At 70.3% G+C, this 15195-nt stretch carries 15 protein-coding genes; 7 read left to right on the forward strand and 8 right to left on the reverse strand.

The window, feature by feature from the left end; all coding sequences use genetic code 11:
- The first annotated feature begins 55 nt into the window (after positions 1-55).
- Positions 56-241, forward strand: coding sequence for a hypothetical protein (locus tag ACZ60Q_RS11425; protein WP_469631761.1), 186 nt, complete (start codon positions 56-58; stop codon positions 239-241).
- A gap of 197 nt (positions 242-438) precedes the next feature.
- Positions 439-1422, forward strand: coding sequence for a hypothetical protein (locus ACZ60Q_RS11430; RefSeq protein ID WP_469631764.1), 984 nt, complete (start codon positions 439-441; stop codon positions 1420-1422).
- A 90-nt stretch (positions 1423-1512) separates the two neighbouring features.
- Here the strand turns inward: ACZ60Q_RS11430 and ACZ60Q_RS11435 are convergent, their stop codons facing one another.
- The 3 genes from ACZ60Q_RS11435 to ACZ60Q_RS11445 are packed head-to-tail and all read right to left on the reverse strand — an operon-like array spanning position 1513 to position 4261.
- A complete protein-coding gene (locus ACZ60Q_RS11435; RefSeq protein ID WP_469631765.1) occupies positions 1513-2091 on the reverse strand; it encodes a GerMN domain-containing protein in 579 nt (192 codons plus the stop codon).
- Positions 2088-3560: a sensor histidine kinase gene (locus ACZ60Q_RS11440; protein ID WP_469631768.1), complete on the reverse strand. Its 1473-nt coding sequence runs from the start codon at positions 3558-3560 to the stop codon at positions 2088-2090. Before ACZ60Q_RS11440 ends, ACZ60Q_RS11435 begins: the two co-directional genes overlap by 4 nt.
- Positions 3557-4261, reverse strand: a complete 705-nt coding sequence (locus ACZ60Q_RS11445) for a response regulator transcription factor (RefSeq protein ID WP_469631770.1) — start codon at positions 4259-4261, stop codon at positions 3557-3559. The genes ACZ60Q_RS11440 and ACZ60Q_RS11445 overlap by 4 nt, the downstream gene beginning before the upstream one ends.
- Positions 4262-4416: 155 nt before the next feature.
- On the opposite strand from ACZ60Q_RS11445, the gene ACZ60Q_RS11450 reads away from it, so the two are divergent.
- The 4 genes from ACZ60Q_RS11450 to ACZ60Q_RS11465 all read left to right on the forward strand — a co-directional run bounded on the left by ACZ60Q_RS11450 (position 4417) and on the right by ACZ60Q_RS11465 (position 8264).
- Positions 4417-5232 carry a polysaccharide deacetylase family protein gene (locus ACZ60Q_RS11450; protein ID WP_469631773.1) on the forward strand — a complete coding sequence of 272 codons (816 nt, stop codon included), beginning with the start codon at positions 4417-4419 and terminating at the stop codon, positions 5230-5232.
- A gap of 144 nt (positions 5233-5376) precedes the next feature.
- Entirely contained in the window at positions 5377-6225 is an 849-nt protein-coding gene (locus tag ACZ60Q_RS11455) for an SGNH/GDSL hydrolase family protein (protein WP_469631776.1), read from the forward strand.
- Between the two features lie 125 nt (positions 6226-6350).
- A complete protein-coding gene (locus tag ACZ60Q_RS11460) occupies positions 6351-7592 on the forward strand; it encodes an acyltransferase family protein (RefSeq protein ID WP_469631777.1) in 1242 nt (413 codons plus the stop codon).
- Between the two features lie 309 nt (positions 7593-7901).
- Positions 7902-8264 (forward strand): hypothetical protein, encoded by a 363-nt coding sequence (locus ACZ60Q_RS11465; protein WP_469631780.1) that lies wholly within the window; start codon positions 7902-7904, stop codon positions 8262-8264.
- A 266-nt stretch (positions 8265-8530) separates the two neighbouring features.
- Here the strand turns inward: ACZ60Q_RS11465 and ACZ60Q_RS11470 are convergent, their stop codons facing one another.
- The 5 genes from ACZ60Q_RS11470 to ACZ60Q_RS11490 form a co-directional block, all read right to left on the reverse strand.
- On the reverse strand, positions 8531-9004 hold the full coding sequence (locus tag ACZ60Q_RS11470; RefSeq protein WP_469631783.1) for an ATP-binding protein: 474 nt from the start codon (positions 9002-9004) through the stop codon (positions 8531-8533).
- Positions 9005-9100: 96 nt separating this feature from the next.
- The gene (locus tag ACZ60Q_RS11475; protein WP_030089012.1) at positions 9101-9544 is read right to left on the reverse strand and encodes a response regulator; all 444 of its coding nucleotides are present in this window, start codon (positions 9542-9544) and stop codon (positions 9101-9103) included.
- Positions 9541-11160: a sensor histidine kinase gene (locus tag ACZ60Q_RS11480; protein WP_469631785.1), complete on the reverse strand. Its 1620-nt coding sequence runs from the start codon at positions 11158-11160 to the stop codon at positions 9541-9543. The genes ACZ60Q_RS11475 and ACZ60Q_RS11480 overlap by 4 nt, the downstream gene beginning before the upstream one ends.
- Before the next feature lies 1 nt (position 11161).
- Entirely contained in the window at positions 11162-12397 is a 1236-nt protein-coding gene (locus ACZ60Q_RS11485; protein ID WP_469632727.1) for a PP2C family protein-serine/threonine phosphatase, read from the reverse strand.
- 116 nt (positions 12398-12513) lie between these two features.
- Complete coding sequence (locus ACZ60Q_RS11490) at positions 12514-13416, reverse strand: RNA polymerase sigma factor SigF (RefSeq protein WP_469631787.1); 903 nt, start codon at positions 13414-13416, stop codon at positions 12514-12516.
- Between the two features lie 254 nt (positions 13417-13670).
- On the opposite strand from ACZ60Q_RS11490, the gene ACZ60Q_RS11495 reads away from it, so the two are divergent.
- Positions 13671-15158: an SDR family NAD(P)-dependent oxidoreductase gene (locus ACZ60Q_RS11495; protein WP_469631790.1), complete on the forward strand. Its 1488-nt coding sequence runs from the start codon at positions 13671-13673 to the stop codon at positions 15156-15158.
- Positions 15159-15195 lie beyond the last annotated feature (37 nt).

Here is a 15195-nt window from a genome sequence, read left to right on the forward strand (position 1 = left end):
GAGGCCGTCTGGTTCAACTGCCCAGGGTTCGCCAGGGGGTGGGCCGCGGGATGTCGTGCTGGTCGAGGCAGCTCTGGAGGGCCGTTGCCTTCCGGGCGCGCCGGCCCTCGCCGCGGGCTTCGACCTCGGCCACCCGGACCCGATGCGCACCCTGCCGGTGGGCGGACAGGCCCGTCTGGCCTGCCCCGACACCGCAGCCGCGCCACTGCCGCACCCGCACCGCTTCAGCCGCCCTGTCTGATCTTCACCGCTCCGGTCGCGGCGACCGGGGGAGCGGGCTCCCGGCAAAGGTCAACCGTGCGTGCCCTGTTCGCCCTTTCCGGTGGCTACTTCCCGGAAAGGGCGCCTGATGGTGACACACGGTGATAGATGTAACTCTGAGTCATGGATCGCGAGCAGTGCGAGCCGTGCGAAGTGTTGTCTGCTGGAGGTAGAAGAGTGTCACGTCAGCTTCAAAGGCTGGGAGTTCTCGCCCTCGCGGCCCTGGTGTTCTCCGGTCCCGCGGTTGCTCCCACCGCGGCGGTAACCCCGTGGCCGGTCACCGCGAGCGTCCATGCGCAGACTGTTCGGACGAGCCCGTCGGCCGTCGAGGACCCCGGATTCCTCAAGAGGCGTCAGGAAGCCCAGGCCCAGGGGCTCATCGACGCCGACGGCAGGGTCCGGGGAAGTCAGAGCGAGGGGGGCCGGGCCTGGCCACGTGATGACACGGGATACGTCATTCAGCCCCGGGACCTGGAATTCCTCGGGCTCACGCGGCAGCAGGTCGGGTGGTGGCGCCAGTTCCGGGCGCCGTTGGGCACGACTCCTCAGCAGTTCACGCGTATGTCGTCGTCCCTGTTCACGGTCCTGTGCTCCGCCTGCGAGCGTCCCCAGGACTACGACGTACGGCTCCAGGGCTCGTGGGCGTTCTTCTTCTCGGGCCGGCACAAGGACTTCCCGACCGAACGGGACCTGACGGGGCAGCCGGTGGCGCTGGAGAGGTTCCAGGCGTGGATGGGTTCCACGCCTGCCGGTGAGCGCCCGGCCCGCCGCCCCTTCGACGCGTTGCACAAACTGGGAATGCTCGGCGAGAACGGAATGCCGGTCGGACCCAGCGACGGGGACTTCCAGATCTCGTCCGACGTCATGGTGGCCGCGGCGCGAGCGAAATGGGATGAGCTGAAGAGCGAGGGAAAGCTCAGTGAGGGAGATCTCCGGAAGGGATTCATCCATCACCAGTACAACTTCGTCAACCGGACGGCGGTCCGGGAGGCGTTCCCGGACCTGGAGAAGTGGGCGACCGTCTGGGAGGAGCGGCTGGGGCGGCCCATCGCGCCTTCACTGTTCCCCAGCTCCGGACCTCCCGACACGTCTCAGCAGGGAACCGGGGTGTCCACCCATTTCCGGAACTCCGACTGGGTGGTGACACCTTCGCAGCGCTGATCCTGATCCGGACCTGCTCGGTGGACGGCCGCGAGGAAGGGCCCTGGTCACAGGAGCCCGACCGCGCGGCCGGCCCGAGTGGGCCGGCCGTCAGTCGGTGACGGGTGTGACGGTGCCGTTGGGGCCGCAGCGGACGGTCCAGGGGTTCTCGGAGGGGGTGAGGTTCTCGTGGATACGGATGTCGGTCCGGGGGGCGGGCCTGTCGCCGGGGACGTGGGCGTGGGCGGCGGTGCAGGCGATCTGGGCGACGGCGTTGACATCGAGGTCGCCGGTGCTGACGTCGCGGGGGACGAAGACGTCGACGGCTCCTTCCCCGGTGGTGGCGGTGAGCTGCCCGGCCATGGGGGGCACTTGGGTGGTGAGTCCGCGTTCGCGTTCGGCGGGGGTGGGGCCTTCCAGCAGGAGGTCGAGGGCCTGCTGCGGGACGAGGGGCCGGTCGGTGGGGCGGTTGACCGCGCGGATGCCGTACGGGCCGACGAAGTACAGCTGAACGGTGCGGGCTTCGGTACCGGGCCGCGGGATGCCGGAGGCCGCCGGCCCCGCGGTCGTGGGGCCGGCGGCGGTGATGCCGCAGTTGGTGGCAGCCACCGCGGTGAGCACGGCCATCAGGAAGGCGCGGGCGGTCCGTACCGCGCGACGGGTGAGGCGGGCGTGGGAGTGGCTGTTCATCGGATGTCCGGCACGGTGGGGGCGAGAGGGAGGGTGAGGGTGAAGACGGCTCCGGCGCCGGGAGCGTTGGCGGCGGTGAGGGTGCCGTCGTGCAGGAGGGCGTTCTCCCTGGCGAGGGCGAGGCCGAGGCCGCTGCCTTCGGATCGGGTGCGCGCGGCGTCGGCTTTGTAGAAGCGTTCGAAGACATGAGGGAGTACGTGGGGGGAGATGCCGGGGCCGCGATCGGTGACGGTGAGGACCGCCCGGTGGTCTTCGGCCCGGATACGGACGGTGACAGGTGGCAGGCCGTGGCGCAGGGCATTGCCGACGAGATTGGCGAGGATGACGTCGATGCGGCGGGGGTCGGCGTGAACGGGGACGGGGGTGGCCAGGTCGGTGGTGACCCGTCCGTCGCTGTCCCAGCCGCGCAGCTGGAGTGTCTTGGTGACCAGGATGCCCAGGTCGGTGTTCTCGGATCGCAGGGGGGCGGTCCTGGCGTCGAAGCGGGACACCTCCATGAGGTCCTCGACCATCCGTGCGAGCGTGCGGGTCCCGTCGCTGATGAGACGGACGGCGTCGGCGGTGTCCGGCGGGAGGGTTCCGCCGGCGGCGTCCTCGTCGAGGACTTCGGTGACGGCGATCATGGCCGCGAGGGGGGTACGGAGTTCATGAGCGACATCGGCGGCGAAGCGGCGTGCGCCCTCTTCCATGCGGCGTAGTTCGGCGTCGTCCTTCTGAAGGGTCGCGGCCATGGTGTTGAAGGTGCGGGTGAGGTCGGCGAGTTCGTCGTGGCTGTCGGCTTCGAGGCGGGTGCCGAGTTCTCCGGCGGCGATGCGCTCGGCGCCGTGGTGCAGCCGTCGCACGGGACGCAGAACGCGGCGGGCGGCGAAGAGAGCGGGGACGAGGGCGAGCGCGAGGGCAGGGACGGCTCCCGCCTGGGCTGCGGTGACCAGGGCCGCGATGTCGTTCTGTTCGGGGGTGAGGGGGAAGGTGGCGTAGACGGTCAGTCCGGAGGGCTTGCCCGCGCTGTCGGGTGCGGCGGGATCATCGGCGTACGCGACGGGCATGGCCAGCGCGAGCCTGGGACCTCCGTCGTGGTCGGTGCGCTGGAACGCGGCCTTGCCGTGGTTACGTACGGTCGCGCGGAGCGCCTGCGGTACGGCTGGGGCAGTTGGTGCGGTGGAGATCAGCGGGCCTTCCTGGTAGACGGCGGCGGAGTGCCAGGTGCGGGAGCCGCCGGCCTGGTCGAGCTGACGGGTCAGCGCGCGCAGATCCGCGGTGCTGGGCGGGAAGGGCAGGCCGGGGGCGAGGGAGTCGAGCTGGGCCCGCAGATCGGCGACGGCGCTGTGCTGGGTGCGGTCGAGGATCGAGGAGCGGGCCTGGAGGAAGGTGATGCCCGCCGTGAGCAGGGAACCGAAGGCGACGGCCAGGAGGAAGGTGACGACAAGCCGGACTCGCAGGCCGCGTGGGACGCGGAGCCGGAGGGTCATGTCACGGGCCCGAAACGGTAGCCGAAGCCGCGGACGGTCTGGACGTACACCGGCGCACGCGGGTCGTCCTCGATCTTGGCGCGCAGCCGCATCACACAGGCGTCGACGAGACGGGCATCGCCGTAGAAGGAGTGCTCCCAGACCTGTTCCAGGAGCTGCTGGCGGCTGTAGACCTGGCCCGGAGCCGCGGAGAGGAACAACAGCAGCTTGAGTTCGGAGGGGGCGAGGGCGAGTTCGGCGCCGTGCCGGGTCACGATGAGCGCGGTACGGTCCACGGTGAGATCGCCGTGGACCTCCCCACCCGCCGTGGCGGTCGGGGAGGACGCGCCGTCCGGTGCGGGGGCGACGCGGCGCAGGACAGCCTTGATCCGTGCTTCCATGACCTCCCCGCTCGCCGGTTTGACGATGTAGTCGTCGGCGCCCGCCTCCAGCCCGACGACCATGTCGATGTCGTCCCCGCGGGCGGAGAGGATGATGATCGGGACCTGTTTGCTCTCCCGGATCCGCCGGCAGGTCTCCAGGCCGCTCATCCCGGGCAGCATCAGGTCGAGCAGAATCAGGTCGGGCCGGTGGCGTTCCAGGGAGAGCAGACCGGTCTCACCGCTGCCCGCGACCTCCACCTCATGACCCCGTCGTTTCAGGGCGAGGGTGACACCCTTCTGGACGGCGAGGTCGTCTTCGATGAGCAGGACTCGTGGCATAGCGGGGCACATTTCTTCGGCGGGTCTCGGGTCCTCGGTGCCCTTCGGGGCTCTGTGACCAGGATGCTCGAAGCGTATGACCTGCAGTTCCGCTTTTCATGATGAAACGATGACGGCCTGCCATCTTGGGCAGCCCGGCAGGTTTCGTTCAGGGCATGGGCATCACACAGCACAGCAGGAGTGACCACGAATCCCGGCGGGCCGGCGTCGTGCGCCCGGCACTGGCCGCAGCGGTGGTCCTGGTCCTGGCCGGCACGGCGGCCGTCGCTCTCCTGGACGGCGGACACCCCGCTCGGTCCGTCGCGCGTGGGACGGACGGGCAGGGCGAAGCACACCGGGTCGACCCGACCCTGCCACCGCCTTCGGTGGACATGGCCATCGTCCGGGAGTCGGAGAACAAAGGGAAAGCCGTCAACATCACGATCGACGACGGCCCGCACCCGCGCTGGACCCCCCAGGCTCTGGACCTTCTCCGACGGCACGACGCCAAGGCCGTCTTCTGCGTGACCGGCCCCAGCGCCGCGGCCCATCCCGCTCTCGTACGGCGGATCCTCGCCGAGGGGCACCGGCTCTGCAACCACTCCGTCAGCCACGACACCGCGATGGACGGCAAGCCGGTCCCGTACCAGAAGAAGGAGATCGTGGACGCCCAGCGGATGATCGACCAAGCGTCCGGGGGTGCGCGCGTCCACTACTACCGGGCGCCCGGGGGCGCCTTCACTCCTGAGAGCCGCCAGATCGCGGCCGCCCACGGCATGCGCAGCCTCGGCTGGAACGTCGACCCGGGCGACTACGAGCAGCCCGGCACCGACCGGATCGTCGGCGCCGTCCAGAAGCAGATCCGCAAGGGCCCGACCGTTCTCCTCCACGACGGCGGCGGCGACCGCGCCCAGTCGATCGAGGCCCTGGAACAGCTCCTGCCCTGGTTCACCGAAGAGGGCTACGCCTTCAGCTTCCCCCGGGCCGGCTGACCCGGTACTTCCCGGAGCGCCCGACAGCCTCCCGCGCACCTGCCGTGACCAGGGCACGCGCCGGGTATGACCGTATGTCGCCCATACCGTGACGAATCGGTGACAAGCATCCCATCCCACCCTACGGAAGACTCTTCTGAAGACATGAACACCACCAGCACCAGCACCCGTGTCACCTCCCGCACCGTCGGCGCCCGCACGACCCACGTCCCCCGCCGCACCGCAGGCCTCGCTCTCCTCGTCGCCACGGCTGTCCTCGGCCTCACCGCCTGTCAGGAAACCACCGCCAACAGCCGTCCCGCGGAAACCGGGAACCCTCCGCAGGCGGCCGAGAACTCAGGGAAGAGCGACACCAAGCCGCGCCGACTGCTGTGGATGGGCGACTCCATCGGCGAGACCCAGGCCCCCGCCCTCGGCGCCGCGATACGGGCGAGCGGGGCGGAATTCACCTCGGTCGCCTCGGCGGGAGGCGGTGGCGTGATCGGTCAGACAGCCGCCTCGACCTGGGAAACCCTCCCGAAGAAGCTGAAGTCCTTCAAGCCCGACGTGGTCGCCTACCAGATCACCAGCTACGACTGGGGCACCCCTGCCGAACAGCGCACCGGGTACGAACGCCTGGCCAAGACGGTGAACCGCGCGGGAGCCGACCTCCTCCTCGTGTCCGCCCCGCCCTTCCGGCTCGATGACTTCTACAAGCCGCACAAGGCCGCCATCACCTCGGCTCCCCACTCCGCCCGGAAGATCGCCGACACCTACCCGGACACCGTCGGCTTCCTCGACGCCTCGGCCCTGTGGGGCAGCGACAGCGACAGCCCCCGGGCGCAGCGCGGCAAGGACGGCATCCACTCCTGCCAGCAGGGATCGGCTGCCTTCGCCACGTGGTTCGGCGAGCAGCTGAACAAGCGGTACTCCTTCGCCCCCGCCGCCGTGGACCAGTGGGCCACCGGCCCCTGGACCGCCAACAAGGTCTACGGCGCGATCGGCTGCGCGTAGCCCGGCCACGAGCGGAAGGACCGCCCACCCGGCGGGCACACACCGCTCCCCTCCCCCCCCTCCGTCAGGAGGCGGTTACGGCCTTCAGGGCCGGGGCCGCCTCCCTGCCCCGCAGGAAAGCTCCCATGCCCGCGCAGACGACAACCCGGCGCTCCCACCGCCGTCCCACCACCGCCGGCCACCACCACATCGCTCCCCTGGACGGGCTGCGCGGCGTGGCCGTCCTCGGCGTACTCCTCTTCCACGCCGGCCACTTCGGCGGCGGCTTCCTCGGCGTGGACCTCTTCTTCGTCCTGTCCGGCTTCCTCATCACCGGACTGCTCCTGCGCCAGGCGCGGACACCCGACGGCCGGATGGGCCTCACCGCGTTCTGGGGACACCGCGCCCGCCGGCTGGCGCCCGCCCTCTTTGCCATGATCGCCGGAACCCTCCTTCTCACCTGGGCCTTCGGCAGCCCCGCCCTGCTGCGCCGCGCCCTCGACGACACTCCCTGGGTCATCGCGAACCTCGCCAACTGGCACTTCATCGCCGACCGGGTGGGCTACTGGCAGTCCGCCGACATCCAGGTCTTCGGCCATCTGTGGAGCATCGCCGCCGAGGAGCAGTTCTACTTCGTCTGGCCGCTGGTTCTCGCCCTGTTGGTGCGCGGCGGCGGCAGCCCCGACCGCAGGGTCGCGGTGACGGCGGGGACCGGGGCCGCCCTGTCCCTCGCCCTCATGATCACACTCGCCGATCCGGCCGATACGACCCGTGTCTACGAGGGCACCGACACCCGGGCCTTCTCCCTGCTCCTCGGCTCACTGATGGCCACCGCACCGGCCACCCGTCTCCTCTCCCGACTCGGCGCCCGCGCGGCCGGCTGGTGGAGCCTGGCCCTGGCCTGCGGCATCGGGGCCTACTGGATCTTTTCTGACGGCCAGAACACCCCCGGCCTCTTTCACGGCGGACTCTTCCTCCACGCCCTGGCCGCCGCTCTCCTCATCGCCTGCCTCGCCCGCGCTCCCCGCACCCCTCTCGGCCGTGCCCTGGCCACACCCCCACTGCGTCGGCTCGGGCTGGTCTCCTACAGTCTCTACCTCTGGCACTGGCCGGTCTTTCTGCTCCTGGACGAGGAGCGGCTCGGCCTCACCGGCTGGCCTCGTACGGCCGTTCTCCTTACTGGCTCCCTGGCCGTCGCCTGGCTCTCCAAGATCCTGATCGAGGATCCGATCCGGTACCGGGCGAACTGGGCACACGGCCGCACCGGCGCCGTTGCCCTCCTCGTCTCCCTCATCGCCCTCGCCGCCCTCTGGGCGCTGATGCCACGACCCCAGACCGGAGCCGGGACCGTCGACATCACCCGCCTGCACACCCGGCCCGGCACCTGACGGACGTATGAACAGGCTGCGGCACGGGGCCTTCCGCCCGTCCGGCGGAGATGCCGCGATCCACACCGAACCCGGAAGGCCCAACTCCGTTTCGGGACGCTTCGACCGAGCCCCGGTGTGGACGGTGTCCGCGCGGGTGGCACGAAGACGCGCGGGGGGCATGGGGATGCGCGGGTGGCACGAAGACCGGCAGGGAGTACGGCAACGCGCCGGACGTTCACCCGCACGAGCGACTGTCACGCTGCGTGTGTAAGTCGATACTCAAAGTGTTCGGGGGGCTCGGGGCTCTCCGGCGCGAGAGGAGTCATCATGGCCGCAGTCGAATCTTCCGCCACCGAGGTGCCGCGGATCGCAGGCAGTTCGCAGGCCGCAGACAGAGACCAGGGCCTCGCGGCGATCGGCGGCAACGTCGGCGCCGTGTGGCGGGGGTGGTGGACGTGGACCCCGGGCAACGGGACGTTCAACCTCCAGATCCCCTGGAGCGTCATCGGGATCAACTCGACGGTCGTCATCACGGCCTCCGAGATCGATGGCAACGGGAACCGGTTCGTCGGCGCGGCGCCCTTCCAGGTGTCGAGCATCGCCCCCGGCAGCGGACTGGTGACGTTCAAAATCAACATCGGCTGGAGCAGCCCCCTGCCGATGCGTACCGACGTCCTCGTCTTCAACTGAGCACCGTTCTCCGACCGCCCCGCTCGCGCGGGCCGGGGACCGCGCCGATCCGGTGACGCCTGCCGGCCCGCGACGGTGACCTGTCGGTTCCGTGGATTCGTAGCCGCCACCACGCTGACCGTATGAGGCCCCGGGCGCCATGCCCGGGGTCTCTCTGTGCGGTGCCGTTCCGCCGGAACGCCGCGATGGCCGCCAGGGCGCGCGGTGTGGAGAAGCGCGGCAGCGCCGATTCGGCTTGACGATCCATAGAAGCTTCGGAGTCCAGCTCAGGTGCTGAGCTGGAACTCCGCCCGGATCCGCTTGCCCACCGGTACCCGCTCGGCCGTGAGCCGGTCGCACAGGGCCACCACGATCTCCATGCCGTGACCGCCGAGCCGGGACGGGTCGGGGGCGTACAGCACGGGCATCGCGGTGCTGCTGTCGTACACCGTGACACTGATGAGCTGTGCGTTGCCCTCCAGCTCCAGGAGGTAGGGGCCGTGGCTGTAGCGGTCGGCGTTGGTGACCAGCTCGCTCACGGCCAGCATCAGGTCGCTGCGTGTGTGCTCGCCGATCGGGGCGAGGCGCTCCACCGCGAGTCGCGTCAGGAAGCGGTCGGCGAGTCCACGGGCCAGCGCGATACAGCCCGGCTCGCCGTCGAAGACCTCGGCGCTCAGCAGCACATCGGCGCAAGGCGGTACCTCGGCGGAAGCCAGCCCCTGACCCGGATCTTCCGGTGGGGAGGTGACCTGTTCGTTCATGTGCTCCAGCCAGGGGGCCGCAGTGAGGTCGGAGACCTTTTCCGCCAATCGTCTACCCCTGGCGAACGATCCCACTCCAGGAGATCCGGACCGATCCTACGCACGTCCGGGCAGCCGCACCACGGTCACGAAGAACTCGTCGATCTGGCGCACCGCCGCGATGAACTGATCGAGGTCCACCGGCTTCGTCACGTACGCGTTGGCGTGGAGTTTGTAGCTGCGCAGAATGTCCTCCTCGGCCGAGGACGTGGTGAGCACGACCACGGGGATGAGGGAGAGTTCGGGGTCGCCCTTGATCTGTTCCAGCACCTGCCGGCCGTCGTACTTGGGCAGGTTCAGGTCCAGCAGCACCAGGTCCGGGCGCGGGGCCTCGGTGTACTCGCCGCGCCGGTAGAGGAAGTCCAGTGCCTCCTGTCCGTCGCGCACGACGTGCAGCGTGTTGCGGATCTTGTTGTCCTCGAAGGCCTCACGGGTCATCAGCTCGTCGCCGGGGTCGTCCTCGACGAGCAGGACCTCGATGGGCTGGACAGGGGTGTTCACGAAGGATCTCCCGGCGCGCTGGTGAGCAGGGCGGGAGCGAGCAGCTCCGCCGTGGTGTGCGTGGGCGCCTCGGGCGCCACGGGCAGAGTGAAGTGGATGCGGGTGCCTTCGCCCGGTTCGGGATCCAGCCAGATCCGGCCACCGTGGAACTCGATGATCTTCCGGCAGAGCGCGAGACCGATGCCCGTTCCCTCGTACTCGTCACGGGCGTGCAGCCGCTGGAAGATGACGAACACCTTGTCCGCGAATTCGGGCGCGATCCCGATCCCGTTGTCCGACACCGTCAGGTGCCAGTCCTCCTCCTCGCGTACGCAGTCGACCGAGATCCGGCACGGGACGCCCTCCCGGCGGAACTTCACCGCGTTGCCGACGAGGTTCTGCCAGACCATGGTGAGCGCGGTCGCGTCCCCGAGTAGTCCGGGCAGGGACTCCGGCCGCTCGATCACCGTCCCCGACTCCTCGATCGCGAGGGTCAGATTGCCCAGGGCGCGGTCCAGGGCCCGGTCCAGGGCGACCGGCTTCCAGCTCTCCTGTACCCGGCCCACCCGCGAGAACGTCAGCAGGTCGTTGATGAGGACCTGCATCCGCTTGGCGCCGTCCACCGCGAAGGCGATGTACTGCTTGCCCCGGTCGTCGAGTTCCTCGCCGTACCGCTTCTCCAGGAGCTGGCAGAAGGACGCGACCTTGCGCAGCGGCTCCTGGAGGTCGTGCGAGGCGACGTACGCGAACTGCTCCAGCTCCGAATTGGAACGGCGCAGCTCCTCCGTCTGCTCCGCGAGCAGCGCCTCGCGGTCCTGCGCCTCGGCCAACTCGTCGGCCAGGCGCCGCCGCATGTCCTCCACCGCCCAGGCCACGGCCTGCACGTCGGACGGCCCCTTGATCTCGATGCGCGTTCCGAAGGCCCCCGACCTGACGTGGTCCGAGGCGGCGCGCAGCCGGTTCAGCGGTACGCCCACCACCCGGTGGAGCAGCAGGCTCAGCGCCGCCACGGTCAACACGAAGACGGTGACCAGCGCGGTCAGCACCCGGTCGCGGGTGGTACGCGCCGAGCCGAGGTCGGTGCGCGCCTGGTCGCGGGCCTCGGCGAGATGCCCCTGCTGGGCGCCGTACGCCTGCCGCAGCTGGTCGAAGTCCGCCTTGCTGCGCTGCAACCGGGCGGAGGTGGCGGCCTCGCTCGGCCCCTGCTCCCGGACCGTCGCGATCAGTGGCTCGGCCTTGGTCCGCCGCCACTGCTCGGCGGCGGAGGCGATGGTGTCGAGGTCGTCGGCGTACCGGCTGCCGGGGCCCAGCAGGCGCCGGACCTGCGCGAGGCGCTCCTGCTCGGCGGCCTTCCCCGCCTCGTACGGCTCGAGGAAGGAGTCGTCGCCGGTCAGCGCGAATCCCCTGATCCCGGTCTCCTGGTCGAGCAGGGAGTTCTGGAGCTGGAAGGAAGCGGATCTCGCGGGCTGGATGCGGTCCACCAGTTCGGTCGTACGGTCGGAGATCCGGGCCAGCACGAGCCCGCCGATCACCAGACAGACGCAGACCACCACGATGAATCCGCCGAGTATGAGATGGACCCAGTTCTGCACGGACAGCCGCGCGGCGAGGCCGCTCGGCGCCGGTCCCTTCGTCATGTCACCGCTCATCGGCTTCCGATCCCCAGCCCAGATGCAGAACGGCCACATCGTCCGCGAGGCCGCCATAGGGGGCGGCCCCCTCCGCGGCCCCCGCGACCAGGGCGTCGACGAACGAGCGGGCGGGCAGCTGCCCGTTGGCCCGTGCCATCGCCAGCAGCCCTTCCTCGCCGAGGCGGCTGTCGGGTCCGTCGCGCCCCTCGAAGAGCCCGTCCGTGAAGACCACGAGACCCGCACCGGGCGTCAGCGGGATGTCGACCGTCGGCCACCGGCCGGCCCCGGGCAGCAGTCCGAGCGCCATGCCGCCCTCGGGCTCGACCCAGGTCACGTCCGTACCCTCACGCAGCAGCAGGCCGGGATGACCGGCCCGCAGGACCTGCGCGTGCCGCTGCCCGGGCGGGAACGCCAGCGAGGTGACGGTGGCGAACACGTGCGAGTCCGAGCGCTCGGCGACCAGGATCTCCTCCAGCAGGGCTATCTGCTCGGGGTGTGACGTACCGCACAGCACGGCGGTGCGCCAGGCCACCCGCAGGCACACGCCGAGTGCCGCCTCGGCGGCACCGTGCCCGGAGACATCGCCGATCACCGCGTGGACCGTGCCGTCCGAGGTCTGCACGACGTCGTAGAAGTCACCGCTCAGCAACCCGTGGACGCGCCCCGGCTCGTAACGGGCGCGCGCCCGGAAGCGGTCGTCCCGCAGCAGGGGAACAGGCAGCAGCCCGCGCTCCAGCCGGGCGTTCTCCTGGGCGATCAGGCGGTTGGCGCGCAGCGCGGCCGCGGCCCGTTCCACTTCCTTGCGCTGTAGGGCGTAGCGGACCGCGCGCGAGAGCACCTCCGGGCCCAGACGGCCCTTGACCAGGTAGTCCTGGGCGCCTCCGGCGACCGCCCGGAGCCCGGTTCCGGACTCCTCCAGACCGGTGAGGACGACGATCGCGGCGTCGCTGTCGGACTCCAGTATCTGGCGCACGGCGTCCAGGCCGTGGACGTCGGGGAGGTGCAGGTCCAGGAGTACGCACACCGGGGTGGTGGCCGCACGCAGGAAGGCGCGCGCCTCGGCCAGGGTCTTGCACCAGGTGAGGGCGGAATCCAGCTCGCTGTCGGCGAGCATCTCCTCGACGAGCAGCGCATCCCCCGCGTCGTCCTCGACGAGCAGGATCGACGCGTTCAGGCTCCACAGCGGGCCCTCGGGATGGAGCGAGGCGCCGACCTGCTGGGAGGGAATTCCGGAGATGCCCACAGGAAGCGGCGCTGTGCCCACGCGCGACTCGGTCAACCCTCCACCCCCTCGTGCGACGGCGCGGTTCGTCCGGCCTGATCGTCACGAAGCATAGGCGAGCGAAGGGACCCGCAGGCTCATGCCTCGACGCTCATCCCCCTGCGCAGCTGCTGGACGATCCTGCTGAGCAGTCGCGACACATGCATCTGGGAGACACCCAGCTCCGCGCCGATCTGCGACTGCGTCATCTCCGCTCCGAACCGCATCTGCACGATCCGGCGCTCCCGGTCATCCAGCTGGTCGAGCAGCGGGGCCAGGGTGTGCAGGTTCTCGACGGTCTCCATGGCCGGATCCGTCTCACCGAGGACATCGGCGTACGCCCGCTGCTCCTGGCCGGAGTCGCTGTCCGCGGAGGGGGTGTCGAGCGAACCGGCCGAGTAGCCGTTGGCGGCCACGAGCCCCTCGATGATCTCCTCCTCGGGGAGGTCGAGGTGGGCGGCCAGCTCCTTGACCGTGGGATCGCGGTCGAGCTCGGCGGAGAGCTGCTCCTTCGCCTTGGCGAGGTCCACCCGCAGCTCCTGGAGCCGCCGCGGCACATGCACCGACCAGGTGGTGTCGCGGAAGAAGCGCTTGATCTCCCCGACGATGTAGGGCACGGCGAAGGTGGCGAACTCGACCTCACGGGACAGGTCGAAGCGGTCGATCGCCTTGATCAGGCCGATCGTGCCGACCTGGATGATGTCCTCCGAGTCGTCGCCGCCGCGGTTGCGGAACCGGGAGGCGGCGAAGCGCACCAGGGAGAGGTTCATCTCGATCAGGGTGTTGCGCGCGTACTGGTGCTCATGGGTGCCCTCCTCCAGGACCTGGAGCCGGTCGAAGAAGATCTTCGACAGGGTCCGTGCGTCCTTGGGGGCGACCTTGCCGGCGTCCTCGACCCAGGGCAGCTCTCCGGTGGTGACGTCCGCTGTCCGCGCACCGGTCCGGCTGTCGCTGTCGCTCAGCGGCGTGGTTCCGGTGGCTCGCGCCGACATCGCCGTCATGGTGTCGCCCTCCCTGGTGCCCAATGTGTCGGACGGTCGCCTGCCCGGTCCTCGCGAAGTCATGCGCCCCTTTCCCCGTTTCTTTTCGGCGGCTCTTTCCGGGCCGGCTCCGCCGGAGGCCACTCGTATGCCACTCCTGCGCCGTCCGTACGCCGCTCGAACAGAGCAGTGGCCCGCGCATGGCAAACTTGGGCGGGGTGTTTCGGCCTGCGGTGATCCATGATCCGCGGCGAGAAGATGACAGAGGAACGGCAATGACGGTGACAGAGGACAGCCCGGAGTTCGCTCCCGGAATCGAGGAGTTCGGTCCCGGTATCGGCCCGGAGCGGCTGGCCGTCTGCCTGAGCGTGCTCGACGAGCTCGACCGGATCGAGGTGGACCACCCGGACGCCATCGCCGTCCGCCGTGCCACCGCCGGGATCTACCGCACCGTGAAGCAGCGCCGCCGCCAGGAGCGCCGTGCTGCCAAGACCGCCCACGACCGGGCCGTCACCGAGGCCACGGCGACCGGTTCGGCCGAGCGCATCGACGACGAGACGCAGGGCGTGCTGCCCTCCTCCTCCGCCCGGGCCGAGATCGCGGGCATCCTCCAGCGGCCCCGGTCCTGCTACATCTGCAAGACGCGGTACGTCGAGGTCGACGCGTTCTACCACCAGCTCTGCCAGTCGTGTGCCAAGGAGAACCGCTCCCGCCGCGACGCCCGTACCGACCTGACGGGGCGCCGGGCGCTGCTCACCGGCGGCCGGGCGAAGATCGGCATGTACATCGCGCTGCGGCTGCTGCGGGACGGCGCGCACACCACGATCACCACCCGCTTCCCCAACGACGCGATCCGCCGCTTCAAGGCGATGGAGGACAGCGACGAGTGGATCCACCGGCTGAAGATCGTCGGCATCGACCTCCGTGACCCGGCCCAGGTCGTCGCGCTGGCCGACTCGGTCGCGGCCGAGGGTCCGCTGGACATCCTGATCAACAACGCGGCCCAGACCGTGCGCCGCTCCCCGGGGGCCTACAGCGAACTGGTCAACGCCGAGTCGGCTCCGCTGCCCACAGGTGAACTGCCCGTCGCCGAGGTCATCGGGACCTTCGGCAGCGGTACGGTCGACCGGGTCGCCGCCCTGCCCGCCGCCCGCAAGGGGAAGGGCCTGAGCGCCCAGGACGTCACGGACCTCGCCCTGGTCACCGGCTCCGCCTCGCCGGCCCGGATCGCCGCGGGCACCGCGATCGACGCGGGCGGTCTCGTCCCGGACCTGCACGACAGCAACAGTTGGATCCAGACGGTGGAGGAGGTCGAGCCGATCGAGCTCCTGGAGGTTCAGCTCTGCAACTCCACCGCGCCGTTCATCCTGATCAGCCGACTGCGTCCGGCGATGGCGGCGACCGCCGCGACCCACGCGTACGTCGTGAACGTCTCGGCGATGGAGGGCGTCTTCAGCCGCGGCTACAAGGGTGCGGGCCACCCGCACACCAACATGGCCAAGGCCGCGCTCAACATGCTGACGCGCACCAGCGCCCAGGAGATGTTCGAGAAGGACGGCATCCTGATGACGGCCGTGGATACCGGCTGGATCACGGACGAGCGGCCGCACCCGGACAAGATGCGCCTCGCCGAGGAGGGCTTCCACGCGCCCCTCGACCTGGTCGACGGCGCGGCCCGGGTCTACGACCCGATCGTGCGCGGTGAGGGTGGCGAGGCCCTCTACGGCTGCTTCCTCAAGGACTACGCCCCCGCCAACTGGTAACCCGAACGGCTCAACCGGCCCGTCGGCCCCGTGTGAC

It is taken from the genome of Streptomyces sp. NPDC104313, assembly GCF_055583985.1.

Coding starts and splice junctions, on each gene's coding strand:
- ACZ60Q_RS11435 (WP_469631765.1), bottom strand. CDS start 2,091: ATGAACAGCCACTCCCACGCCCGCCTCACCCGTCGCGCGGTACGGACC.
- ACZ60Q_RS11440 (WP_469631768.1), bottom strand. CDS start 3,560: ATGACCCTCCGGCTCCGCGTCCCACGCGGCCTGCGAGTCCGGCTTGTC.
- ACZ60Q_RS11445 (WP_469631770.1), bottom strand. CDS start 4,261: ATGCCACGAGTCCTGCTCATCGAAGACGACCTCGCCGTCCAGAAGGGT.
- ACZ60Q_RS11450 (WP_469631773.1), top strand. CDS start 4,417: ATGGGCATCACACAGCACAGCAGGAGTGACCACGAATCCCGGCGGGCC.
- ACZ60Q_RS11455 (WP_469631776.1), top strand. CDS start 5,377: ATGAACACCACCAGCACCAGCACCCGTGTCACCTCCCGCACCGTCGGC.
- ACZ60Q_RS11460 (WP_469631777.1), top strand. CDS start 6,351: ATGCCCGCGCAGACGACAACCCGGCGCTCCCACCGCCGTCCCACCACC.
- ACZ60Q_RS11465 (WP_469631780.1), top strand. CDS start 7,902: ATGGCCGCAGTCGAATCTTCCGCCACCGAGGTGCCGCGGATCGCAGGC.
- ACZ60Q_RS11470 (WP_469631783.1), bottom strand. CDS start 9,004: ATGAACGAACAGGTCACCTCCCCACCGGAAGATCCGGGTCAGGGGCTG.
- ACZ60Q_RS11480 (WP_469631785.1), bottom strand. CDS start 11,160: ATGACGAAGGGACCGGCGCCGAGCGGCCTCGCCGCGCGGCTGTCCGTG.
- ACZ60Q_RS11490 (WP_469631787.1), bottom strand. CDS start 13,416: ATGACGGCGATGTCGGCGCGAGCCACCGGAACCACGCCGCTGAGCGAC.
- ACZ60Q_RS11495 (WP_469631790.1), top strand. CDS start 13,671: ATGACGGTGACAGAGGACAGCCCGGAGTTCGCTCCCGGAATCGAGGAG.